The sequence below is a fragment of the Vibrio sp. Vb1574 genome (assembly GCF_033338675.1).
In genome coordinates, this window is the sequence record NZ_JAWOTC010000002.1 from 71,938 (window position 1) to 95,753 (window position 23,816).

Below are 23,816 nucleotides of genomic sequence, written 5' to 3' on the forward strand. Positions count from 1 at the left end.
GAGGCCACATGGCAGGGATGGTAGCCATTAGTGAAATAGAGTGCTTCGATGGCGTGCACCGCATTGGTATCGCAACGTTAGACAACACCGCTTCATTGAATGCATTGACGTATGACATGTTAGTCCAACTTAACGATCAGCTTATCAAGTGGCAAGACGATCCGCATGTGACTTGTGTGGTACTCACTGGCGCTGGAGAAAAAGCATTCTGTGCTGGTGGCGATGTTCGAGCTATGTATCACGTCATGCATAACGAGAGTAAAGAAAAAATCGTAGAGTTCTGTACGGACTATTTCTCGTTGGAGTATGAGTGTGACTATCTCATTCACACTTACAACAAGCCTATTATCGGTTGGGGAGAAGGTATTGTAATGGGTGGTGGGATGGGGCTTTTTATGGGAACCAGCCATAAAGTTGTGACAACAACATCACGCCTTGCTATGCCAGAAATCAATATTGGACTGTATCCTGATGTGGGAGGTACGTGGTTTTTAAGCCAGATAGATCCGCAGGTGGGTTTATTCCTCGGATTGACAGGTTCCATGGTGAACTCAAGTGACGCTGTCACTATTGGTTTGGCCGATTGGTTACTGTTGGAAGAGCAGTATCCCACCTTACTGGATGAGCTAAAGCGGCTCCAGTGGGGCAAAGAAGACGCGAAAGAGTTGGTAACTGCGCTACTACAATTAATGGAAGAACAGGTTATTGATAGCAAACCAACCACGCAAATTTGTCCATACTTAGATCAGATAGAGGAAGCGTGCAAAGGCTTTGATCTTAATGCGATAGCACAGCGAATCATGGCTATCGAAGGGAATAGCCAGTGGATAGAAAACGCGAAACAAACGTTCGCATCGGGCAGTGCGATCACCGCGCATATTTGCTTTAGACAAGTGAAAGAGTACCACAGCTTACCGCTTGCAGATTGTTTCCGTTTAGAGTTGAGTTTGTCGGTTCGCAGTGCCTTATTAGGTGAGTTTAAAGAGGGCGTCCGTTCTCGGCTTATTGACCGGGATGGCGAACCTAACTGGATGTTTAACAGTGTCAGTGAAGTCGATGAAGATGTCATCGATACCTTGTTTACCTCACTTTGGCCGGATGACGAACATCCGCTTGCTGATTTGGGTGAACAAACACTAGGTCAATAAGGAGAATGATCATGAGTACCATCGCATTTATCGGTTTAGGAAGAATGGGGCATCCGATGGCGCAAAACTTACTCGCGTCTGGATTTAACGTGCAAGTATTCGATGTCGATAGCGAAGCCGCAAAGCAACTAGTACCTTTTGGTGCGGTGGTGGCGAGCTCTATTGAGGAAGTCGTGGATGGTGCAAGCACAGTCATCACGATGCTACCAGCAGGATCTCACGTTCGTTCCGTGTATCTTGGCGACTTACACGGTGGCGTAGGTGTCCTCAATCTTGTCTCGCCAAGTACCTTGATGATTGATTGTTCAACCATTGATCCAGACTCTGCGCGATTAGTCGCCAATGAAGCGGCAAATAAACGTGTGTTGTTTGTCGACGCGCCCGTTTCGGGAGGCGTTGCTGGCGCGAAAGCGGCGACATTAACCTTTATTGTTGGTGGTTCGGATCAAGCGTTTTCTAAAGCCAATGCGATTTTGCAGTATATGGGAAAAAATGTTTTCCATGCTGGCAAAGCAGGCGATGGTCAAATGGCGAAAATCTGTAACAACCTTATGCTCGGCATTTTAATGTCTGGTACGTGCGAGGCATTAAACCTAGGTATCGATCATGGACTCGATCCAAAAGTGCTATCAAACATCATGCTGCAAAGCTCTGGCCGAAATTGGGCATTGGAGCTTTACAATCCTTGCCCAGGCGTGATGGACAGTGCGCCAGCTAGTCACGATTACCAACCGGGCTTTATGAGCAAACTTATGTTGAAAGATCTCGGTTTGGGGTTAGATGCGGCGTTACAAACACATTCTTCGGTTCCGATGGGGTCGTTAGCGCGCAACTTATATTCTTTCCACAACGCGAGCGGCCACGGCGAGCTCGATTTCTCAAGCTTATTTGAGTTATACAAGAGTAAGAAAGGTTAGACTGAGTTTTGTGACAAACCAGCCCGAGATGGTGACCTAAAACGCGCATCATTTCGGCCAACTTAGACTGGTTGAGATAGAGAACATTACGAGCTATGGAGTGCACCAATATGGACATAAAAAGTAGTGTTATTGCCATTACAGGAGCAGGGCAGGGGCTTGGGCAAATGATGGCCATTACCCTTGCTCAAGCTGGCGCTGATTTAGCGTTGTTGGATGTAAACGCCAGTGGCTTAATGGAAACACAAGAGCAGTGTCGAATGCTGAGTGCGAAAGCGTTGACATATCAAGTGGATGTCACCAACGAAATCGACGTTGAAACCACGTTTGAAGCGATTATCCAAGATTTTGGTCAACTCAATGGGTTAGTCAATAACGCTGGCGTGTTAAGAGATGGGTTACTTGTAAAAGCAAAAGATGGCGTGATCAGTAAGATGTCTTTGGATCAATTCAACTTGGTCATGAACGTTAACGTGACAGGAACGTTTTTGTGTGGGCGTGAAGCTGCCGTCAAGATGATTGAGAGTGGCTCCCAAGGCGTTATCATCAATATTTCTAGTGTTGCGAGAGCTGGGAATATCGGACAAACCAATTATTCTGCGTCAAAAGCGGCGGTCGCGACCATGGCGACAACATGGGCTCGTGAGCTCGCAAGATACGGTATTCGCGCGGCGGCGGTTGCACCAGGTGTAGTTCATACCGCGATGGCAGAGCAAATGAAACCCGAAGCCATAGAGCGATTAGAAAAGATGATCCCAGTTGGCAGGATGGGCGAAACAAGCGAAATCGCGCATGCAGTAAAATACATTATTGAGAGTGATTACTTTACTGGCAGGGTTTTAGAAGTGGATGGCGGCATTCGTATGTAAGTGATCACTGAAATAAGGCTCTGATAGACCTGAATAATAAGTCTCTTTCCATTTCAACATTTTCTATGTTGTGGAGTGCTAATTCTGCGCAACCCAAATGTATTTACAACTTATGTTTGGATTTACCTTGAGAATGATTTCTCACAATCCAATAAAGAGATGTAAATACCACTCAAATATTAAGTGAAATCATTAATTTGATGCTGATCACACTTTTGGTTTTTTAGTTTCCGCTTCTCATTAAGGCTATCTGCGTAAATGAAGTTGATAGTCAGTCTCATCAATTTTAAGTTTCAACTATTTGTTTTTAAATAATTAATTGTTGAAGCACGAGAAATTCGTGTTGAGGTTAATATTCGATTTAAAGTGTGTAACTTCCATTAATGGAAGGTTAGTTTCCAGTTGTGGCTAATGAGCTTTAACTTTTTACTCCTCATAATGCGCCAAATGTAACATAGTGTTTCAAAGTGTAACAATAAACTCACACTAAGAGTGTGGTTTTGATCTCCACTCAATTCCGTTTTGTTTCGCTCTGAGCCCGACGTTACTCATGCTCAACACATAAACATTCTAATGACTATAACAACTGGTTCTTGGCTTGATACCAATCGTATCGTAGCAAATAACGGTTCATTCTAGCTGGTTAAATGCTTGATGACGAAGTTGAAAAATTGTAAGTAGAATAACTACTTATCGAAGTTTTTTCTTGTTCTCATACATTACCTCTGCGCTATTTGTGAGCTCTTATTTACTTTGATTGGCATCTGTTTTGAAACCAGACAACCATCGAGAAAGTTAATGGAAGCCTCAAGATATAAACGCATCTTGTCGAGGGGAAGTTTGGCGTCCGTCATACTTATGCTCTCAGGATGTAATTCAGCTTTACTTGACCCCAAAGGTGCCATTGGTGTGCAGGAAAAAGAGCTAATTATTACTGCTCTTTTGCTGATGTTGATCGTTGTAATCCCTGTGATTTTAATGACGATTTACTTCGCTTACCGATACCGCGCCTCTAACACTGAAGAAGAGTACGCACCCGAGTGGTCACACTCGACCAAAATCGAAGTGGTGGTATGGACAATTCCAATCATCATCATTGCGATTCTTGCGACGATCACATGGCGTTCTACTCATGAACTAGAGCCATCCAAACCTTTGGAAAGTGATGTTAAACCAATGACCATCGAAGTGGTGTCACTCGATTGGAAATGGTTGTTCATCTATCCAGAAGAAAACATTGCGACGGTGAACTATGTGGCGTTCCCGAAAGACGTGCCAGTGCAGTTCAAACTGACTTCGGACAACATCATGAACGCGTTTTTCATCCCTCGCTTAGGTACACAGATCTACGCGATGCCAGGAATGGTAACCAAGCTCAACCTGATAGCGAACCACGAAGGTGACTATAAGGGTTTTGCATCGAACTACAGCGGCGAAGGCTTTTCGCAAATGAAGTTCACAGCTTCAGCAATGTCTGATCGTGCTGCGTTCCTAAATTGGGTGCAGAAAGTGAAGGCGAGCCCTGATCGTATTGAAGATTGGGAGCAATACAGCTCACTGGCAGCGCCAAGTATCGCAGAGCCAGTCACTTTGTTCTCTAGCGTTCCTCCGTTCTTGTTCACCGACGTTGTGACTCAGCATCCTGGTTCAATGAACTGTTTGCCTGAAAACCAAGGATAATCGTAATGTTTGGAAGATTAACTCTTGATTCAGTTCCATTCCACGAACCTATTATCGTCATCACCCTAGCGGTTGTGGCGCTGGTTGGTTTAGCCGTAGTTTACGCGGTGACCAAAGCCGGAAAGTGGCAATATTTGTGGAATGAATGGTTTACTTCAGTAGACCATAAAAAACTTGGCTTCATGTACATCGCAGTAGCGATGGTGATGCTTGTTCGTGGTTTTGCTGACGCAGTCATGATGCGTAGTCAGCAACTCCTTTCTTCTGCGGGTGAAGCAGGTTACTTGCCACCGCATCACTACGATCAAATTTTTACTGCCCACGGCGTGATCATGATCTTTTTTGTAGCGATGCCATTGGTCATTGGTTTGATGAACATCATCGTGCCATTGCAGATTGGTGCACGTGACGTGGCTTTCCCGTATCTGAATAACTTGAGCTTCTGGCTGTTTGTTGTTGGTGTCATCCTAACAAACATGTCTCTCGGCTTAGGTGAATTTGGTCGTACAGGTTGGCTAGCGTATCCGCCGCTTTCAGGTATTGAGGCAAGCCCAGGAGTCGGGGTCGACTATTGGATTTGGGCGCTGCAGATATCAGGTGTTGGTACGACGTTAACAGGCGTGAACTTCTTTGCGACCATTTTGCGTATGCGTACACCGTCTATGCCAATGATGAAGATGCCAGTTTTCACTTGGGCGTCTCTGTGTGCAAACATTTTGATCATCATTTCATTCCCAATCCTAACGGTGACTATCGCTCTGCTTACGCTGGATAGATACCTAGGCATGCACTTCTTTACCAATGATCTTGGCGGCAACGTAATGATGTACGTCAACCTGATTTGGGCTTGGGGTCACCCAGAAGTGTACATTTTGATCTTGCCAATTTTTGGTGTGTTCTCAGAAGTCACCGCAACCTTCTCACGTAAAAAGTTGTTCGGTTACACATCGCTAGTTTGGGCTACCGTAGTTATCACGATTCTTGCCTTTGTTGTTTGGCTACACCACTTCTTTACGATGGGGTCTGGCGCGAACGTAAATGCCTTCTTCGGTATTGCCACGATGATCATTTCTATCCCAACAGGGGTGAAGATCTTCAACTGGCTATTCACCATGTACAAAGGCCGCATCCGCTTTACGACGCCAATGATGTGGACGGTGGGTTTCCTGATCACCTTTACTGTTGGTGGTATGACGGGCGTACTAATGGCTGTTCCGGGTGCAGATTTCGTTCTGCATAACTCAGTATTCCTTATCGCTCACTTCCACAACGTTATCATCGGTGGTGTCGTGTTTGGATGTTTCGCTGCGATCACTTACTGGTTCCCGAAAGCGACCGGTTTCACCATGAATGAAACTTGGGGCAAACGTGCGTTCTATCTTTGGATTATTGGTTTCTTAATGGCGTTCCTACCGCTTTATGCGCTGGGCTTTATGGGGATGACTCGTCGTTTAAGCCAAGACATCAACCCAGAATACTTCCCACTGTTGTCGATTGCCGCAGCAGGTACGGTTGTGATTGCGCTGGGCGTATTGTCTCAGTTCATCCAAATTTACGTGAGTATCCGTGACCGCGAGCAAAACCGTGATCTAACTGGTGACCCGTGGGGTGGTCGTACTCTTGAGTGGGCAACATCGTCTCCACCGCCGTTCTACAACTTTGCGCACCTACCAAAAGGTGATGTGCTGGATGCCTTCTGGTACCAGAAACAAAGTGGCGAGTTCGATCCAAATAAAGAAGTGGAATACGAACGTATTCATATGCCAAAAAACACGGCAACAGGCATCTACGTGTCGGCTTGGTCGCTCCTATTTGGCTTCGGCATGATTTGGTACATCTGGTGGCTAGCGGCGGCAAGTTTGGTCGGTATTATCGTGACGTGTATTCAGCATAGCTATAACGATGATGTGGATTACTACGTGGAAGTTGAAGAGATCAAAGCAATTGAGGCCGAACGTCGAGCTCAGCTTGAAGAAGCGAAGAAAAACTCAGTGAAAGACAGCGAAAGTAAAGATGATCTGGAGGTGACGTATGCAAACTAATATCGCAGCACATCACGACCATGATCACCACCATGACACGAATGGCAACAAGCTATTTGGCTTCTGGGTTTACCTGATGAGTGACTGTGTACTGTTTGCGACCTTGTTCGCGACATACGCTGTGCTGTCGAGCAATTCAATTGCGGGCCCAACAGGTAAAGACATTTTTGAACTCCCATTCGTGTTTGTCGAAACCATGCTGCTTCTGTTTAGCAGTATCACATTTGGTTTTGGCATTATCGCGATGAAGCGCAACAACGTTGCTGGTCTCAAACGTTGGATGTTAGTCACGTTCGCGCTTGGTCTTGGCTTTATCTGTATGGAGGTCTATGAGTTCCATCACCTGATTGAAGAAGGCTATGGGCCACAAACAAGTGCATTCCTATCGGCATTCTTTACGTTGGTTGGTACGCACGGCCTGCACGTAACCTTTGGTCTGATTTGGTTAGCGGTAGCGTATCATCAACTGTCGACGAAAGGTCTGAACGACAATATGGCAATGCGCTTTAACTGCTTAAGCCTATTCTGGCACTTTCTAGATATCGTTTGGATTTGTGTCTTTACCATCGTTTACTTACTGGGGGTAATGTAATGGATCAACATGTAGAAACCAGTTCGTCAGATTACGTGAAAGGCTTTATTGCCTCACTGATTCTGACGGTAATTCCGTTCTACTTTGTTTGGACGAAATCATTACCAGATACAACGACCTATGCGATTCTATTTGGATGTGCATTAGTGCAGATATTTGTTCACTTTAAATACTTCTTGCACATGGAAACAAAAACATCCGACGGACGTTGGAACCTTGTATCACTGATGTTTACCGCCATTGTTGTACTTATCCTTATCGCTGGCTCGGTATGGATCATCTACAACATGAACGTCAACATGAAGTTGTAGGTCAAGGTATGCTGAAAAGTTATTTGTCTATCACTAAACCGGGCATTATTTTCGGCAACCTGATTTCTGTTGCGGCGGGGTTCTTCCTCGCCGCAAAAACAGAACCAGCCAGTCTAATGCTGTTCGTTACGACGTTAGTTGGTGTTGGGTTAGTCATCGCTTCAGGTTGTGTGGTGAATAATATTTTCGATCGTGATATCGACCAAAAGATGGCACGTACACGAAATCGTGAAACAGTGAAAGGCAACATCAATATCGATATTGCGTTTGTTTATGCACTTGCTTTATTGCTGGTAGGAACCGCACTGTTATTTATCCGAGTGAACCCACTATCCGCTGTCGTCGTGTTGCTTGGCTACGTGTATTACGTGTTCTTTTACACGATGTGGTACAAACGTAACTCGGTGTATGGGACCTTAGTGGGAAGTATCTCAGGCGCAGTTCCGCCATTGGTGGGTTACTTAGCGGTAACAAACTTCATTAGCTTGGAAGCGATTTTACTCTTTACCATGTTCTGTCTCTGGCAAATGCCGCACTCGTATGCCATTGCCATGTTCCGCATGCAAGACTACCGAGAAGCCGGGATTCCCGTATTGCCAGTTAAAGAAGGCATTCATAAAGCGCATCGACACATGAAAGCGTATGTCGTGGCTTTTGGAGCAGCATCATTGGGGTTATTTTTACTAGGTGAAGCCGGGTATGAATACTTAGCGGTTGCAGCGGTTGTTTGCTTTATGTGGACGAAAGTGACCTTTCGCAGCATTGATGACAACAACTACATCGCTTGGTCAAAGTCGGTGTTTAAAGTCTCACTGCTAGTGGTGATGGGGATCAGTGGTGTGCTTGGCGTCGAGTTGATTCCTCTAGCTCTGTAACAACCAAACCTAAGCGTTTGCTAAGCGCCAATATCTTTTGCTGCTGAATGCATGAATGACCTTACCTGGAAGTAAGGTCATTTAACTTTCTATTGTCCTTTATTTTCCCTGTTTTTCCTGTTCCTCCTCTAGCTTCACTATCACGTATTCATATCTAAAAGCAAAAACAACCAGAGTGTAAAACATAGTGGGTCGCGCGTTTCCGCTGATGCGTAATAATGCCAAGAGATAGCGACGGTTAAGCTAAAAAGTATAAACAGCGCAATAACTCTACTTACCATATGAGAATTCAATATCGATAGTTTGTAATGTAAACATTTGGGGGGAGTGCTAGTTCTCATAGCAGCATACAAACTAACAATGTGAATGTTTGAGTTGAATCACCTGCTAGCGAAATACACAAGTTTTACTACTGAAAGTGGGAGAGGAAGCATCTTAACTCCAGTGAAATGAACACGATTGGGAATCATCCTTTTACATAATCTAAAAACTCACTAAACCTTAACCCAGATTAAAGTTTTGTCGTCTCCGAGGCATTAAGGTGCGCCTGTAGTTTGCAGGTCTCAAGGATTCAGAGAAGGAACAGCCATACATCGTGTATCGCTGTTCCTTTTTCGATCTTGTTTACTTGCGAAAAGATAAAACATAAAGACAACTTTAAGAGGACTGGTTTTGAGCATTTTGTTTTCCGAAGCCCGAATTGGCAACATGACCCTAAAGAACCGTTTTGTGAGAAGCGCAACGTGGGAGAACATGGCGACCGAAGATGGTCACATGACGGTAAAGCTTTACGATATTTACGAAACGCTTGCGAAAGGGGAAGTTGGGCTTATTGTTACGGGTTATGCCAATATCGTTGAAGAAGAGAAACCCAACGCAGGTATGATGGGGATCTACAACGACTCTTTTATTGAAGAATACAAAAAGCTAACAGAGCTAGTACATCAACAAGATTCTAAAATCGTGATGCAAATTGCTTACGGTGGCACCAAAACCACCCATAACGTCGGTGAGCGTGTCATCTTCGCTCCGAGTGACGTGCCTGAGCGTGGTACAAATACGCAAGGCAAAGCGATGACAAAGGACGAAATAGACTACATCGTAAAGGCATTCGCATTGGCGAGTAAACGTGCTCAAGACGCTGGTTTTGACGGCGTAGAGATTCATGCGGCGCACACTTATTTAATTAACCAGTTTTTAAGCCCGTACTATAATCGTCGCGAAGACGAATATGGTGGTGACTTAGAAAATCGCATGCGCTTTCTTTTAGAAATTTATTCTGAAACCAGAAAGCTGGTTGGAAGCGAATTTCCCATCCTCGTTAAACTGACGGCAACAGAGTTCTTTGACGGCGGTTTAACGTTCGATGAAACTCGCGTCGTCTGTAAGAAACTTGAAGAAGTAGGCGTTGATGCGATCATCGTATCTGGCAATGTTCACGGCAAAGCAAACGAACTTGTTGGTCAAACGTTCGATGGTTACACACTACAAGAAGAAGGTTACTTTCACGAATATGGTCACGTGATCAGTCAGGACGTTAGCATACCGGTGATTACTGTCGGCGGGCTGAGCGACATTGATGCGATTGAGAAAATTGCAGAAAACACAGATATCCAATTTTTTGCTGTGTCACGCCCTTTATTGGCTGAGCCACAGTTGATCAAACGTTGGAAAGAAGGCAATCGCGCACCAGTAGATTGCGAACGTTGCTCAAAGTGTTGTACCAAGCGTGGTAACTTTTGCGTGGTGTATAAGAACCGAAATCGTCGCAAAAAATAAAACGAAGCGACTACACAAATACAAATTAGCCTCCACTCTGAATATGGAGGCTTTTAATTATCCGCATGTTAATCGAACCATTATTTATCTTCTTTTTGATAGTTTAAATAATGCACACAAAGATCGTGAAATGCTTTAGCTTGAGGCGAGATCGTGCGATCGGTTAACGTAAATATACCAATTTGCCTTTCAAGTGGTGGATCGATAAGCGGAATCCAAACCAAGCGTGTTTCATTGGTTGGGAAAGCAAGCTTCGGTAGGGTCGTGACACCAATCCCAAGTTCTAAGACAGAAAACAGCGAAGTAATATTTTCGACCGAATAGAGCGCTTGCTGACTCAGAGCTCTTGCTGGGGTTGGATCGAGAAGTGTACAAGTGCCGTTACGGATAAAGGGTTGTTCCAACAAAGTTTGCCACTCGACTCCTTCTGGATGACTCGCAATAGGGTTGTCCTTTAAACACACCACGCCTATTGGATCAGCTAACAGCGGCGTAAAGTCAATGCCGCCCTCATCGAGGTGAGAGGGGTTACCGAGCGCTAAGTCGACCTCACCGGAGAGTAGGCGAGCCTCGACACCAGCAGCATTATCGTCTATCAAGCTTACTTCTACATTTGGATACTGTTCGCAAAAGGCGCCCAACACGCTAGGAATGAGCTTTGCTGCAACAGAAGGAACGCTCGCAATTCGCACTCTCCCTTGCTGTCCGGCAGCGGCTGCTTTGAGATCGTTGTCTAGTGCACTGTAGATATTGAGAAACTGAACCACTTTGGGCAGACAAATTTCACCAAACGGGGTCAATTTGGTTTTGTTTCCGGGTTCAAACAGCGTTTGCCCTAGAATTTTTTCAAGCTCTTTTATCGATGTGGACAGTGCCGCCTGAGAACGATTTGCACGATGTGAAGCGGCTCGAAAGCCTCCTTCCTCGACTACCATCACAAAATGCATTAATTGTTGAAGCTTAATACTCATCCCTAATGCCTCTTAATCCCTTTATTTACGTTATTTTAAATAGAGTGATAAGTTTAATTTATCAAATGTCAAAAATTTACCGTTAGATTTATCGCCTGTCAATGTGCATCATTTAACCATATTGAAACAAAGCTGTTACAAAGGTTGAAAGGCACGTGAATACTCCTACTAAAAAACACCCAGTTAAAACCAGTCTATTTTCTTCTAAAGCGCCGCTTGAATGGGCGATAGTCAACAACGGAACTCTGTATACGGCTCAAATTCCTATTGATGACACAGGCGCGGTTGTGGAAGGCGGTATCGAAGCACAAACACGTCAAACCTTTAACAATCTCATTCACACCCTGGAGTGTGCCGGGGAGTCTTTGGACTCGGTGTTGCAGGTCCTGATTTATGTGACTGACAGAGAATACTTAAAGACCGTTAACCAAGTGTACGCGGAATATTTTGAAGCGCCGTACCCAAATCGCGCCGCCATGGTGGTTGCAGGGTTAGCACGAGAAGAGATGTTGGTGGAGTTTGTCGTCTACGCGTCGGCAAGCCAACCAGAATAAATCCAATAAGAACAATTAGAGATCAGTGAGTGGGTGGCTTGCCATCACAAATCGGAAGAACAAGGAAAGAACCATGACTTTTATTAACAATGTTCAAGCAGAAAAATCCCTCTATATAGCGGGTGAGTGGCAATCGGGCATGGACACCATCGCCAATATTAACCCTTCTGATATCAGCGAAAACATTGGCGATTTCTCACAAGCGAGTGTGTCGCAAGTAGAGCAAGCGATTCAAGCGGCTAAATCAGCGCAGCCAGAGTGGGAAAAAACACCAATCGAGCGCAAACAAGCAGTGCTGCAAGCGATTGGTGATGAGCTCATTGCACGATGTGACGAATTGGGAACCTTGCTTTCGCGTGAAGAAGGTAAGCCATTTGCTGAAGGTCGAGGTGAGATTTACCGTGCTGGCCAATTCTTCCAATACTTTGCTGCTGAGGTTCTGCGTCAAATTGGCGATAACGCTGCTTCCGTCCGTCCAGGTGTCTCCGTTGAAGTTACTCGTGAAGCCGTCGGCGTTATCGCCATTATCTCTCCTTGGAACTTTCCAACAGCAACAGCTGCTTGGAAAATCGCGCCAGCACTTGCGTTTGGCAACAGCGTCGTCTGGAAGCCTGCCAACCTAACCCCAGCAAGTGCCGTCGCGCTGACAGAGATTATCCATCGCCAAGGTTTACCTGCTGGCACGTTTAACCTCGTTTTGGGTAGCGGTTCGCAAGTAGGTAATACCCTTATCAATTCGAAGGATGTGAACGGCGTGAGCTTCACTGGTTCTGTGGACACAGGCCGTAAAGTTGCAGCGGCTACGGCACCAAACTTTGTACGTTGTCAGCTAGAGATGGGCAGCAAAAACGCGCTCGTAGTGGCAGATGATGCAGACATTCAAATTGCTGTCGAAGCGACAATCGCAGGCTCATTCTCGGGTGCAGGTCAAAAATGTACCGCGTCTTCTCGTCTTGTGGTTATGGACGGAATTCACGACGCGTATGTTGAAGCGCTAATCAAACGCATGAGCGAACTTAAAGTGGGTCACGCACTGGAAGAGGGCGTGTTCATGGGCCCTGTGGTTGATGGTAACCAGCTGAATGCGAACTTTGAGTGGATCGAAAACGCACGCCAAGCAGGCGCGGAGTTGGCTTTCGGTGGTGAGCGTCTGAGCCTAGAGCATGACGGTTACTACATGTCACCAACCCTGTTCTTGAACACACAAAACAGCTGGGAAGTGAACCAAGAAGAAGTCTTTGCACCAATGGCAAGCGTGATTCGCGTTTCTGATCTGGATGAGGCAATTGCAGTCGCGAACGATACGCGCTTTGGCCTGACAGGCGGCATTATCACGCAAAGCTTGCGTAATAGCGCGATCTTCAAACAGCAAGTCCAAACGGGCTGCGTCATGGTTAACTTGCCAACTGCGGGTACAGATTATCACGTTCCATTTGGTGGCCGTAAAGAATCTAGCTTTGGTCCTCGTGAGCAAGGTCAGTACGCCAAAGAGTTCTACACCGTAGTGAAAACCGCTTATCAGCGTCCTTACTAAGAACAGCAGGGTAGCTGATGGTGTCAGTTACCCGCACTGAAAGGCTAAGAAATTGTTTAAGGAGTGGTTATGTACCAACAACGGATTGTGATTGACGGATTGCAGTACTGCAATTGGGATCGAGAGTATTTCCAAACGCTTAAGGCGAGTGGCATTACCGCCGTTCATGCCACCATCGTCTACCACGAAACTGCGCGCGAAACCTTAACGCGTTTTGCTGAATGGAACTTGCGCTTCGAGCAAAATGCGGACCTCATCATGCCTATTTATTCAATGGCAGATGTAGAAAAAGCCAAAGCAGAAGGCAAAGTCGGCATCTTCTTCGGCGCGCAAAATTGCTCACCTATCGATGATGAAATTGGTCTGATTGAAGTGATGCGCCGCCAAGGTCTGCTGATCATGCAACTGACCTACAACAACCAAAGCTTACTGGCGACAGGTTGTTACGAACAAAACGATTCCGGCGTAACTCGCTTTGGTAAGCAAGCGATTGAAGAGATGAACCGAGTCGGGATGATCATTGATATGTCCCACAGTGCAGAGCGTTCGACGTTGGAAGCCATCGATCTTTCTTCGCGTCCAATTTGTATCAGCCATGCTAACCCGACGTTTGCGCATGACGCACTGCGCAACAAGTCCAACACCGTGATCAAAGCACTGACGGAGCGCGGTGGTTTGATTGGATTCAGTTTATATCCGTTCCATTTACCAAATGGCAGCCAGTGCACGCTGGATGATTTCTGCCAGATGGTTGCGAAAACCGCAGACATGTTTGGCGTCGACCATTTAGGCATCGGTAGTGATCTGTGCTTAAACCAACCGCAACAAGTATTGGAATGGATGCGCAACGGGCGTTGGTCAAAAGCGATGGATTACGGCGAAGGTTCAGCAAGTAACTCGGGATGGCCAGATGCGCTGCCATGGTTCTGCGGCAGCGCAGGGATGGAGAACATCTACAACGGATTAATGGGTCACGGATTCAGTGAATCTGAGGCTGGAAAAATATTGGGTGAAAACTGGTTCAACTTCCTTAAAGAAGGATTAGAGCCTCTTTCATAGCATTCCCCAAAGTAGGAACCGCCTGCCCACATAATAACAATACGGCAGGCGTAAAACTCACATTTGTAGCCAGTCTTTGGCTGCTGCAAAGAACCTCTGGAGCCAGAGTATGTCTGATTTAACCAATAGCATGAAAGCTTCCACGATGAGCGTGTCATCGGGCAAGTCAAAAGTAAAACACAACACATCAACAACAGAAAACACGATGGACAAATTAGGACTGAATAACCCGGCCTTTTGGTATAGCGGTGGTTTCATCGCGTTGTTCGTTGCTATTGCACTTTATGACGGCGAGCTGTTATCTACGATCGTTAACGCCGGTTTTAGCTGGGCAGTTCAGGTGTTTGGTCCATACTGGCAGTTACTGCTGCTTCTCACTTTTCTTATTGGTCTTGGCTTGGCTGCAGGGCGAACAGGCAAGGTGATGTTGGGCGGGATTGCAAAACCAGAAATGGATTCTTTCCGCTGGATGGCGATTATTTTCTGTACCTTATTGGCTGGTGGTGGTGTTTTCTGGGCCGCGGCTGAGCCTATCGCGCATTACGTTAGCCCACCCCCTTTGTACGGCGCGCAAGATAACCCGCAGCAAGGTGCGGTGAATGCGTTGTCGCAATCCTTTATGCACTGGGGCTTTCTGGCTTGGGCGATTGTAGGTAGCTTAACTTCCATCGTGGTGATGCACCTGCATTACGACAAAGGTTTACCACTAAAACCCCGTATTTTGCTTTACCCAGTTTTGGGCGAACGAGCACTTAAAGGCCAACTCGGTGCATTGATTGACGCGTGCTGCATTATCGCGGTAGCCGCGGGCACCATCGGACCAATTGGGTTTTTAGGCTTGCAGGTTAGCTACGCGTTAAATGCGCTGTTTGATATTCCTGATGGCTTTACCACTCAGCTTATCATCATCTTGTTTGCGATTGCGCTTTACACCTTGTCAGCACTCAGTGGATTAAGCCGAGGCATGCAACTGCTTAGTCGTTACAACGTGATTCTGGCAATGGCATTGATGGTTTACATCCTGTTTTTTGGTCCGACAAATTTTATCTTTAACGGATACATTCAAGGTGTAGGAAGCATGTTGGATAACTTTATCCCAATGGCGACCTATCGCGGTGACGAAGGTTGGCTAAGTTGGTGGACAGTATTTTTCTGGGGCTGGTTCCTGGGTTATGGTCCGATGATGGCAATCTTTATTGCGCGTATTTCCCGTGGTCGCACTATTCGCCAAGTTATTTCCACCATCAGTATTGTGGCTCCGTTAACCACCTGTTTTTGGTTCACGATTGTGGGCGGCTCAGGCCTTGCGTTTGAAATTGCTGAACCGGGTAGCGTGAGTGCGGCGTTTGAGGGCTTTAACTTGCCAGGTGCTTTGCTTGCAGTGACTCAGCAACTACCAATGCCAATGCTGACTTCAATTCTATTTCTGATTTTAACCACGATCTTCATCGTCACGACGGGCGACTCAATGACCTACACAATCAGTGTCGTGATCAGTGGTGAAACGGAGCCGAATGCGATCATCCGTACCTTCTGGGGCGTAATGATGGGTGTGACGGCACTAATCCTGATTTCTCTTGGCTCTGGTGGCATCTCTGCACTGCAATCTTTCATTGTGATTACCGCGGTTCCGGTTTCGTTGATTCTGTTACCGTCACTTTGGAATGCGCCGCAAATCGCAATCAAAATGGCGAAAGAGCAAGGGCTATAACAATTATCTAATTCAAACAACGTGGAGCTTGTGCGGGTGTTTTCCTCCTGCATCCGCACAAACCCTAGTATTCTTACAATAACAAATAGGTGGTGAGCAAAATGGATGCACATCGTTCTACTTATACGGAAGCAACTATGCGCGATGCAGCGATTGTCATGGCAGCCGAAAGGCTTGGCGCAATGCACCAAAACCGAATCAGCTTTGTTCGCAGTCTGATTCGTAATATGGCAAGCCAAAACTGGCAAGTAACCAAGCATGAGTGGCAGCTTTGTCCTCGTGGTTATGGTCATGTGATTTACAAATTGACCACGCCAGAGCACGTTTATCATTTGGTGGTATTCTGTGATGAAATTGCCGACGACGAGCGTAATGATCGCGTAATTGCTGAAAAGTGGGACGTCACATTTGCACTGGTTCAAGGCGATGTTGATGTTACTTTGTTGGAAAGATTGCGAGAAAATGTACCGCTGCAAGAAGCGGGACGTAATCCAAACAACGTACTTGTTCTTGCTCGCGCAAACAAAAGTGTGCGCGTGTTTGAGCACATTGTTAGCGCGCTTTCTCAAGGCGAGCAGCCTGAGCCGAAAGAGTTAGCGGAAGTGGGTTATATCCTGCGTACCACAGCTGTTTATGGTAACGGAAAGTTTGGTATCGCCGATTTCAAACTGTTAGAGAACAACTCAGATTTCAGCCAGTCTTTTAGTGCGCAAATGTGTGCCGTATATATGTTGCGTGAATTCAGCCTAGATTGGGTGCACTATCTGGCACTTCAACAAGGTGGCGACAACGTGGTGGCTTTGCATCGTGGCTTGCAGCGCTACCTTGGTGTCGGCAATGCGACTGGCTTAGGCATGGCTCCATACTTGATTAATCACCCGTGCATCGTTGACCAATGGATGACCTCTCGCGAACGTGCGGTAGCGCGAGTCTTTGCGATGCCATGTGAAGCTTCATTCCATGCTCCTTTGCAAGGATTACTACAAAAAGCACAGCGTCATTTAGAGCAAGTCATCACCATCAATGAACATCAAGACAGGCTCAATCATCAAGCGATATCAGACATCAAACAACTGCTATCAGAGCTAACAACGTTAATGGCATTACATCCGAACTGGGCGAGTTTGGTCGAGCATAAGAAAACAATGAGTGTGGAAGCCCAAGAAATCCTCACCTCTTGCTTGATCGAACTCTACCCATCTTTGGTGGACGAATTTGCTAGCCAAATGAATACGGATGAAACGTTATCGATTCCGGGCGGGAAAAAGATCCAAGACTTACTGGAAGTGTTGCAAAACAAATACCGCTGGGCGATTGATGCGGATTACTCACTGGCCGAGAACAATTATTGGTTCTGGTATCGTTCACAAGACAAAGAAGAGCCAAGGCTTGGTGTTCGCGGGGAAGAGGCTGGAGAAGAAAAAGAACTGCCGCTTGATATCGGCAGACAAGTGAATCGCTTGTACCAGGCCTTGCTTGACTGTGATGTAGAAATGTCCGTAGCAGAGTTTCTATTGCAAAAACCGGCTTATCGTTCGATCACACGTCGCGTATGGACGCTAGGCAACCGTGCGATGGGGGATATTCAAATGAATGTGCTGCGTAAAGATGCGTTACCAATGCACTTACTGCGTTGTAAATTGGCGATCTTTGGTGCGACTAAATTTGATCCACGCTCGGATCGTTGGGTTCGAGTAACTTTTTTCCAAGGCGCGCCGCTGTTGGATGAAATTCACGATCCTAAACTGGCAGACACATGGATTTTCCCTAGCATGCCGCCGCGTGACGAAATTGCGCAAAGTGACAATCAAAAAATCAACGGAGGATTTGCATTATGATCGTCTCTCACAACGAATTGGTGGCCGCGGTTAATAAGGCATTTCTTGGCATGCGCCGTCACTGTGGTGAGGCGGATGTCATTGCGAACATGGTGGCGGACTTGCAAATGGTTGGCTTACATGGAGTTCGTCATTTTAATAACGCCAGCCTGTTTCTTGGGTTAGATTCGGACTGCGCCGTATCGGTGACCAACAGCACGTCAGCGAGTATCGAGATGGATTTGCACAATGGCAGTGTGGCGTGCCACTTACCCGCCGTGTTGGATTTCGCACTTGAGAAAATGATTAACCGTAAGTCGATTACTATCACGTTGACTCAGTGCCATAATCGTTGGCTAGGTTTTAGTGAGTTGTTGAAGCTCTCTGCAAAAGGCATTGCGTGCCGTGCACAATGGGTCAATGGCTCTAGTCCCAAGCGAACGCTTTATGTGTTAAACCGTGGACGAATCGCGCCAGAAGTCTTTTTCTCGGATCAGTTTGATGGGCATGATACGGATTTGCATAGTATGGTTATCGAGCTCTCCGTGAACGATTTCGATATCGAGAAAAGTGCACAAGGGTATACCACCCACATTGAAGGTGATGAGTTAAGCCGCACGCAACAAGCTTCTTGGCAAAATGGTATCTTTGTCGAAGACCAAGAATGGGAAACACTGAAACAAACCGCAACCGCGTTGCTGGTGGAGAACAGTGAGCGTTCTATGCTCGGTGCTGGCGGTGTGGTTTAAGCGATGAAAGGCGATGATTCCAAGTAGAAGTGATGAAGGCTGCTGTTTAGCGGCCTTTTTTGTGCGCGATGTTTGGTCACTACTGAAGTTCAAAGACTATGATTACCGTTATCCGCAAGATGGAGCAACACAGGTAAGAAAAATGGATCTGCAAGAGAATAAAAGAAATGCCATTGCGTTTTACGAAACCGCCTATAGAGGTAACCCAAGAAAGGCAGTTGAAGACTACGTAGGTGATGAGTACATTCAGCACAATCCATTAGTTGGAAATGGCCCCGAGGCTTTTATCGAGTATTTTGAGCGGATGCAAAACGAGTATCCCGATAAAAATATTACGTTTGTGCGAGCCATTGCTGAGGGGAATTTGGTGGCACTACACACTCACCAAACATGGCCTAATGATATTGAATACGTGACGATGGATTTCTTTCGTTTTGATCATAATGGGAAAATCGTCGAACATTGGGACGCTCTGCAAGAGATTCCTAAAGAAACATTGAATGGTCACACCATGTATTAACGAATCGTTGATTAGCCTCCAATACTATTTATTCAAATGGTATGGGAGGCTAAATTATTTGGTACGAGTTAGACGTCAATCACTAGAGTGCTTTTTCGATCTTCATTGCTACGTCTTCAGATACCCAACCTTTCCATAAGTCAGGGTAGGTATTAAAGAAGTAAAACATCGCTTCTTCACCATCTGCGTAGTTATCTTCCATCCAGGCCAGCATTTCACTCATTTGCTCGTTGGTAAATCCGCGTTTCTGCAAGTACGCGAATGCTTGGGGTTCTTTGCTCGCAAACGCCTCAGTTGTTACTGTGCGAACTGGAGAAGGTGGGTACATTGTTACTTTTGGTGAAGCGCAATCAGGCTGAGTGGTACAGTTGCGATACTCTTCTAAATCTGTTCCGCTACCAAAATCCACTTTGACCATATCATACTTGCCCAATACGGGGGTCGGTGACCAGTAGTAACCAAACCAAGGCATTTTGCGATCATAGGCTTTGGCGATGGTGCCAGCTAATGCTGCGCCAGATCCTGGGTCAACCATCTCAAAGCCGTGCTCACTTAACCCTAATGCATTAAACAAGTGACCGGAGGTGATTTGGCATGTCCAACCAGCAGGGCAGCTATAAAACGCGAACTTGTCATCATCCTCTGGGTGTTCAAATAGTTTGGCGTGCTTGATGACGCCTTCTATCGTCGCGAGTTCTGGATACTGTTTTACCAGATAGGCGGGAACCCAAAACCCTTCTTCACCACCATTGACAAGCGATTCACTAGCGATGCGCAAGCGTTTATCCGCAATCCCTTTATCAAGTGCTTCTTTAATACCGTTTGTCCATAACTCTGGCGCAACGTCAGGCTGTCCCTTTTCAATCATAGAGGTGCCTGTAGGAACGCTATCACCAGGGATCAATTCCGCATCGCACTGGTAGCCTTCATTTAAGACAAATTGGTCGATGTGCGCCATTAAGCTGGCCGAATTCCAATTCATGTCTGCGATGGTTATTTTTCCGCATTCGTCCGCATTTGCATGAGTAGATAATGCTGATAGCAGCAGAACAGAGAGCATTGAAGGTGTCGTCTTCATGTGACTGAATTTCCTTGTCGTTGTCATTTACTTCAGTATATACATCGGTTTATAAAGATTCAGTGAACAAGTTTTTTTCAGTGACGTTAAGCATAAAAACGGTGATTTATGAAGCGTTTGGTGAGGCGTGTTGAAAGGGAGTTAATACAGCAAGAACACTCCTTCGTAGCCGCCAATCTCAATATGAGAAACATAGTCGCCGATGTTACCGTCTTGATCTACAGGTCGCATAGGCTCTGGAAGTGCGATAGTTATCTTCGGTGAGGAGAAGTAATCGATATTTTTGCCAAAGAAATCAGTCCGATACAGCACTCGGCCTTTGGTGAATTCGCGGGCTAACACCATCTCTGTAGGGCCATGCATCACTACCGTATCGTCTGAGTGATACGCAAAGTACGTATGGGTTGGTAACAAATCGATAGCGCCATTAGGCAAGTCAGGGTGAGCCACTTTGCTCATAGAAGCATCTCCAATCACCGTGTAATCGGCGGAATAGGGCGTGCTGGTGGACATCATTAGCGGAGTCGCCTGATATCCCTCTGGTATTTGATTGGCAGGCTCTCCCAAATCAACGGCAAGCAAGGAGCTAGGTTGATAAGCAATATTCTTTGGTACGCCTGCCTTCCAGAAGTTGTCACTTGTTGTGTTATTACTTCCATATAAGTAGCCATTGTTCCACTGATTAAAGTAAATGCGCTCAGGGTGATAGTTTAAGTAGAACACCGCTAGTGCAGAGTATTGGTCCTGTTTCCAGTTATCCTCAGTGTTGCCAAAGTATTGAACTCGACCATAACGCGTGGTCGCTTGATAAATCACTTTCTGACCCGCTTTGGCGAGTGCAGAGTTATCCCAAAATTTAGCCAAGCCAGCATAGCCACTAAAGCCGGTAGCAGGGAAAAGGTAGTGCTCGCGCAAGTACAAGGAGCCAGCGTTAACCAAGTGGTTTTGCCCATTACGACCGAATAAGTTTGCCGTACCTATGTTGAGGCCAATTAACGCATCTTCATCCAGCGTTGCCAGTTTATTCAAGAACGCCGAGAATTGCGCTTTGTAAGCATCGTCAGCAGCTTGGCTACCCGCCACCAAACCAAGTTCATCCACTGTGCCTCCGGAATATATGTAGAACTGATTTGCACCGAGTAACTTATTCGTATCGTCGTTGTACGCACCATTTAAACCTTGTTTCGCCCATTCAGCTTGGTAATAGTGGCGCATTGTATTGGTAAAAACGGGATTACCGAGATTGGTCAATGCCCAAGAAGAGGTTTGATTCCACATACGACCAAATGGAATAACCCGTGACTCCCAACGAAATCGGGCCGTTGCATTCTTATTCGAACGGTTTTTGTATTCATTCCAAGAAAGATAATTGTCTTGGTTTCGATCTGCAGATTTGTCGAAGCCACGAATTTTACGCCAGCGTTGAATGGTTTGACCTTCCGGTGTCTCCGTTGGTGCTCCTGAGATATTGACGGCAGGGAAGCTATTTTTGAGTTGAATGTTTTCGAGACGTGGGCGGTTTTCTATGTTGCCGTCATGCCAAGTAATTTTCGCAAAGTAAAGGCGGCCGCCGTCGCGTAAAAAGGTGGAGCCAAAGTACTGACCGCCACCATAAGTTTTTCCGCTACCATCATGCGTTGTAGCGCGAACCCAATCCGAAGGAATAGACCAGTTTACTGTTTGGTTTTTAGTCATGTTCTCAGTTTTGTCTTTTTTAATCGCGAAGCGTTTCCATTCTGTTACCCGACCAAACGAGTCGATAGCAGAAGGGTATTCAATCGTGAAGCTGCCGCCTTGAGCAAACTGAGAGAACGTAAAGGCTAAGCGGTCGAACTTCTCTGAGTGATAGACATAGAGGGCTCCACCATTATTCGCCTGGCCAAATACATCAGCATCCCATGGCGGTGGTTGATATAGCCAAAAGCCGGCGTGGTCAGCGCTGGCGGTATAGCCAACGATCATCGGTTTTCGATTGAGTAAGGTATTTTCACCATGGCTTGAGTCGACTTCAGCTAGGATAGTGTCTTCAGAAAAGTGGAGAAAGAAATCTTCGTAGTCAATTCCATTCAGTTCTGCTTGGTTACGTATATCGTTTTCCAGCCAACCTGAGTTAAGTTCCAGCTTTTGGTTGTACATGTAACCAAGCGCTTTTACACGCTCGTTATCACTCTTATCTTTGTAAGCTCCAAACACGATATCGGCATTATCCAACTCCCATTCAAGTGCAGCGGCAGCAGATATAGGCTTATCTTGAAGATCAATACCCTGTTCATGCAATCCAGGTAACACGATTGCTGTTCTACTCCAAACGTTGGGTACAGAAAGCAAGCTCAAAGAAATGAGTGTAACGAGAGAAAAACAATGCGACTTCAACATGGAGTTATCCCATTAATACTTAGATGACTCAAATTAAGAGTCAGATACAAAGAGAAATTATAGTCCATTCGCGAAGTCGTAATCAGGACCCTGCCATAGAGGACTTTACAGGAAAACTAACAGGGGATGCTGTGCAGAAATGAGCGGGTGTACTTGGAATAGATCATCCTCATAGACTCAAAACTTCCTCTACACGTCAGCACAAAAATAACCACCATTTTAACCTTGTTTCGGTCGTCACCATGTTGTTGGATTTTTCTTCAACAAATTCAGTTAAAACTAACTCTTCAAACCAGTCAGATACTCTGTCTTGGTGGTGGCTGATCATACAAAAAATTAACAAATTAAATTTTTATACATTTTTATTGCATAAAAAGTCCAGTTGAGTAATATAAATACCAAGTGACAATTAATGCGGTATGTCAGCATGACTATTCAGGTAAGCGGAATCAATAAATCCTACGGTGAGACACAAGTGCTTCACGATGTCAGCTTTAAGTGTGAAAGCGGCGAAACACTGGTGTTACTCGGTCCGAGTGGTGCAGGGAAGAGCTCTCTACTACGTGTTCTTAACCTTCTTGAAGGAGCGGATAACGGCCAGTTAAACATCGCTAATGACGCATTCGACTTTTCAACTGAAATCAAAGAGAAGCAAGGTTTAGCGCTTCGTCGTAAAGTGGGCATGGTGTTCCAACAGTACAACCTATGGCCGCATATGACAGTGATGGAGAACCTGATTGAGGCTCCGGTAAAAGTATCTGGCATGGATAAAGAAGAAGCGAAGAAGCAGGCAATGCAAATTCTTGCGACGCTGCATTTGGCAGACAAAGCGGATGCATGGCCGATGCAACTTTCTGGTGGTCAGCAACAACGTGTGGCGATTGCTCGTGCATTGATGATGAAACCGGAAGTCTTGCTTTTTGATGAACCGACCGCTGCGCTTGATCCGGAAATTACTAACCAAGTCGTTAAGATTATTAAAGATTTAAGCGAAACCGGAATTACACAAGTAGTTGTGACGCACGAAGTGGATTTCGCCAAGAAAATCGCTAGTCACGTACTGTATTTAGAAAAAGGACACATCGTTGAGCACGGCACAAATGATTCGTTTTCTAACCCGCAAACCGCCCAGTTTGCTGACTACCTAAATCACTAAATCACGTATTTAAAGTTCAGTCTATTTAACAGATAAGCTCGGCTGTCATTGCGAGTGTCAGCCCACTAAGTACACACG

General features: G+C 45.9%; 20 protein-coding genes. 17 read left to right on the top strand and 3 right to left on the bottom strand.

Features of this window, described 5'->3' with window-relative positions:
* Positions 1-8 precede the first annotated feature (8 nt).
* From R7O12_RS02035 to R7O12_RS02075, 9 genes are all read left to right on the top strand, one after another.
* Positions 9-1,148 (top strand): enoyl-CoA hydratase/isomerase family protein, encoded by a 1,140-nt coding sequence (locus tag R7O12_RS02035; protein ID WP_318104376.1) that lies wholly within the window; start codon positions 9-11, stop codon positions 1,146-1,148.
* An 11-nt stretch (positions 1,149-1,159) separates the two neighbouring features.
* Positions 1,160-2,065, top strand: coding sequence for a 3-hydroxyisobutyrate dehydrogenase (mmsB, locus tag R7O12_RS02040; protein ID WP_005375775.1), 906 nt, complete (start codon positions 1,160-1,162; stop codon positions 2,063-2,065).
* A gap of 110 nt (positions 2,066-2,175) precedes the next feature.
* Positions 2,176-2,934, top strand: a complete 759-nt coding sequence (locus R7O12_RS02045; protein WP_005375778.1) for an SDR family oxidoreductase — start codon at positions 2,176-2,178, stop codon at positions 2,932-2,934.
* Positions 2,935-3,732: 798 nt separating this feature from the next.
* Positions 3,733-4,614 (top strand): ubiquinol oxidase subunit II, encoded by an 882-nt coding sequence (gene cyoA / locus R7O12_RS02050; RefSeq protein ID WP_005388604.1) that lies wholly within the window; start codon positions 3,733-3,735, stop codon positions 4,612-4,614.
* Positions 4,615-4,619: 5 nt separating this feature from the next.
* Complete coding sequence (cyoB, locus tag R7O12_RS02055; RefSeq protein WP_033906952.1) at positions 4,620-6,656, top strand: cytochrome o ubiquinol oxidase subunit I; 2,037 nt, start codon at positions 4,620-4,622, stop codon at positions 6,654-6,656.
* Positions 6,646-7,248, top strand: coding sequence for a cytochrome o ubiquinol oxidase subunit III (gene cyoC / locus R7O12_RS02060; RefSeq protein WP_005375782.1), 603 nt, complete (start codon positions 6,646-6,648; stop codon positions 7,246-7,248). The genes cyoB and cyoC overlap by 11 nt, the downstream gene beginning before the upstream one ends.
* Positions 7,248-7,559, top strand: coding sequence for a cytochrome o ubiquinol oxidase subunit IV (cyoD, locus tag R7O12_RS02065; protein WP_005375783.1), 312 nt, complete (start codon positions 7,248-7,250; stop codon positions 7,557-7,559). The genes cyoC and cyoD overlap by 1 nt, the downstream gene beginning before the upstream one ends.
* Complete coding sequence (cyoE, locus tag R7O12_RS02070) at positions 7,520-8,434, top strand: heme o synthase (RefSeq protein WP_033906955.1); 915 nt, start codon at positions 7,520-7,522, stop codon at positions 8,432-8,434. The genes cyoD and cyoE overlap by 40 nt, the downstream gene beginning before the upstream one ends.
* Positions 8,435-9,106: 672 nt before the next feature.
* Positions 9,107-10,213 (top strand): NADH:flavin oxidoreductase, encoded by a 1,107-nt coding sequence (locus R7O12_RS02075; protein WP_318125581.1) that lies wholly within the window; start codon positions 9,107-9,109, stop codon positions 10,211-10,213.
* 80 nt (positions 10,214-10,293) lie between these two features.
* On the opposite strand, the gene R7O12_RS02080 is transcribed toward R7O12_RS02075, so the two are convergent.
* Entirely contained in the window at positions 10,294-11,184 is an 891-nt protein-coding gene (locus R7O12_RS02080) for a LysR family transcriptional regulator (RefSeq protein WP_017821200.1), read from the bottom strand.
* Between the two features lie 155 nt (positions 11,185-11,339).
* Between R7O12_RS02080 and R7O12_RS02085 the strand changes: the two genes are divergently transcribed.
* The 7 genes from R7O12_RS02085 to R7O12_RS02115 all read left to right on the top strand — a co-directional run bounded on the left by R7O12_RS02085 (position 11,340) and on the right by R7O12_RS02115 (position 19,128).
* Positions 11,340-11,738 (top strand): RidA family protein, encoded by a 399-nt coding sequence (locus R7O12_RS02085; RefSeq protein ID WP_318125583.1) that lies wholly within the window; start codon positions 11,340-11,342, stop codon positions 11,736-11,738.
* Between the two features lie 73 nt (positions 11,739-11,811).
* Positions 11,812-13,272 carry an aldehyde dehydrogenase family protein gene (locus R7O12_RS02090; protein ID WP_085568960.1) on the top strand — a complete coding sequence of 487 codons (1,461 nt, stop codon included), beginning with the start codon at positions 11,812-11,814 and terminating at the stop codon, positions 13,270-13,272.
* 69 nt (positions 13,273-13,341) lie between these two features.
* Positions 13,342-14,331 (top strand): membrane dipeptidase, encoded by a 990-nt coding sequence (locus R7O12_RS02095; protein ID WP_085568961.1) that lies wholly within the window; start codon positions 13,342-13,344, stop codon positions 14,329-14,331.
* A 109-nt stretch (positions 14,332-14,440) separates the two neighbouring features.
* A complete protein-coding gene (locus tag R7O12_RS02100; protein ID WP_005375792.1) occupies positions 14,441-16,042 on the top strand; it encodes a BCCT family transporter in 1,602 nt (533 codons plus the stop codon).
* A 101-nt stretch (positions 16,043-16,143) separates the two neighbouring features.
* A complete protein-coding gene (locus R7O12_RS02105) occupies positions 16,144-17,880 on the top strand; it encodes a hypothetical protein (protein WP_047100935.1) in 1,737 nt (578 codons plus the stop codon).
* Positions 17,877-18,608: a DUF3726 domain-containing protein gene (locus R7O12_RS02110; RefSeq protein ID WP_226083104.1), complete on the top strand. Its 732-nt coding sequence runs from the start codon at positions 17,877-17,879 to the stop codon at positions 18,606-18,608. The genes R7O12_RS02105 and R7O12_RS02110 overlap by 4 nt, the downstream gene beginning before the upstream one ends.
* Before the next feature lie 142 nt (positions 18,609-18,750).
* Positions 18,751-19,128 carry a nuclear transport factor 2 family protein gene (locus R7O12_RS02115; protein ID WP_047101148.1) on the top strand — a complete coding sequence of 126 codons (378 nt, stop codon included), beginning with the start codon at positions 18,751-18,753 and terminating at the stop codon, positions 19,126-19,128.
* Positions 19,129-19,210: 82 nt separating this feature from the next.
* On the opposite strand, the gene R7O12_RS02120 is transcribed toward R7O12_RS02115, so the two are convergent.
* Positions 19,211-20,206: an ABC transporter substrate-binding protein gene (locus R7O12_RS02120; protein ID WP_047100938.1), complete on the bottom strand. Its 996-nt coding sequence runs from the start codon at positions 20,204-20,206 to the stop codon at positions 19,211-19,213.
* 141 nt (positions 20,207-20,347) lie between these two features.
* Positions 20,348-22,582, bottom strand: coding sequence for a hypothetical protein (locus R7O12_RS02125; RefSeq protein WP_238970841.1), 2,235 nt, complete (start codon positions 22,580-22,582; stop codon positions 20,348-20,350).
* 427 nt (positions 22,583-23,009) lie between these two features.
* Here R7O12_RS02125 and artP point away from each other — a divergent pair, with 427 nt between their 5' ends.
* Positions 23,010-23,738, top strand: a complete 729-nt coding sequence (artP, locus tag R7O12_RS02130) for an arginine ABC transporter ATP-binding protein ArtP (protein ID WP_318104390.1) — start codon at positions 23,010-23,012, stop codon at positions 23,736-23,738.
* The last annotated feature ends 78 nt before the right edge of the window (positions 23,739-23,816 follow it).

Excerpts from the sequence above, each read along its gene's own strand:
- R7O12_RS02095 (WP_085568961.1), top strand. The coding sequence starts at position 13,342 with ATGTACCAACAACGGATTGTGATTGACGGATTGCAGTACTGCAATTGG.
- R7O12_RS02100 (WP_005375792.1), top strand. The coding sequence starts at position 14,441 with ATGTCTGATTTAACCAATAGCATGAAAGCTTCCACGATGAGCGTGTCA.
- R7O12_RS02035 (WP_318104376.1), top strand. The coding sequence starts at position 9 with ATGGCAGGGATGGTAGCCATTAGTGAAATAGAGTGCTTCGATGGCGTG.
- artP (WP_318104390.1), top strand. The coding sequence starts at position 23,010 with ATGACTATTCAGGTAAGCGGAATCAATAAATCCTACGGTGAGACACAA.
- cyoD (WP_005375783.1), top strand. The coding sequence starts at position 7,248 with ATGGATCAACATGTAGAAACCAGTTCGTCAGATTACGTGAAAGGCTTT.
- R7O12_RS02080 (WP_017821200.1), bottom strand. The coding sequence starts at position 11,184 with ATGAGTATTAAGCTTCAACAATTAATGCATTTTGTGATGGTAGTCGAG.
- R7O12_RS02110 (WP_226083104.1), top strand. The coding sequence starts at position 17,877 with ATGATCGTCTCTCACAACGAATTGGTGGCCGCGGTTAATAAGGCATTT.
- R7O12_RS02105 (WP_047100935.1), top strand. The coding sequence starts at position 16,144 with ATGGATGCACATCGTTCTACTTATACGGAAGCAACTATGCGCGATGCA.
- R7O12_RS02115 (WP_047101148.1), top strand. The coding sequence starts at position 18,751 with ATGGATCTGCAAGAGAATAAAAGAAATGCCATTGCGTTTTACGAAACC.
- R7O12_RS02090 (WP_085568960.1), top strand. The coding sequence starts at position 11,812 with ATGACTTTTATTAACAATGTTCAAGCAGAAAAATCCCTCTATATAGCG.
- R7O12_RS02125 (WP_238970841.1), bottom strand. The coding sequence starts at position 22,582 with ATGTTGAAGTCGCATTGTTTTTCTCTCGTTACACTCATTTCTTTGAGC.
- mmsB (WP_005375775.1), top strand. The coding sequence starts at position 1,160 with ATGAGTACCATCGCATTTATCGGTTTAGGAAGAATGGGGCATCCGATG.
- cyoB (WP_033906952.1), top strand. The coding sequence starts at position 4,620 with ATGTTTGGAAGATTAACTCTTGATTCAGTTCCATTCCACGAACCTATT.
- R7O12_RS02120 (WP_047100938.1), bottom strand. The coding sequence starts at position 20,206 with ATGAAGACGACACCTTCAATGCTCTCTGTTCTGCTGCTATCAGCATTA.
- cyoC (WP_005375782.1), top strand. The coding sequence starts at position 6,646 with ATGCAAACTAATATCGCAGCACATCACGACCATGATCACCACCATGAC.
- cyoA (WP_005388604.1), top strand. The coding sequence starts at position 3,733 with ATGGAAGCCTCAAGATATAAACGCATCTTGTCGAGGGGAAGTTTGGCG.
- R7O12_RS02045 (WP_005375778.1), top strand. The coding sequence starts at position 2,176 with ATGGACATAAAAAGTAGTGTTATTGCCATTACAGGAGCAGGGCAGGGG.
- cyoE (WP_033906955.1), top strand. The coding sequence starts at position 7,520 with ATGGATCATCTACAACATGAACGTCAACATGAAGTTGTAGGTCAAGGT.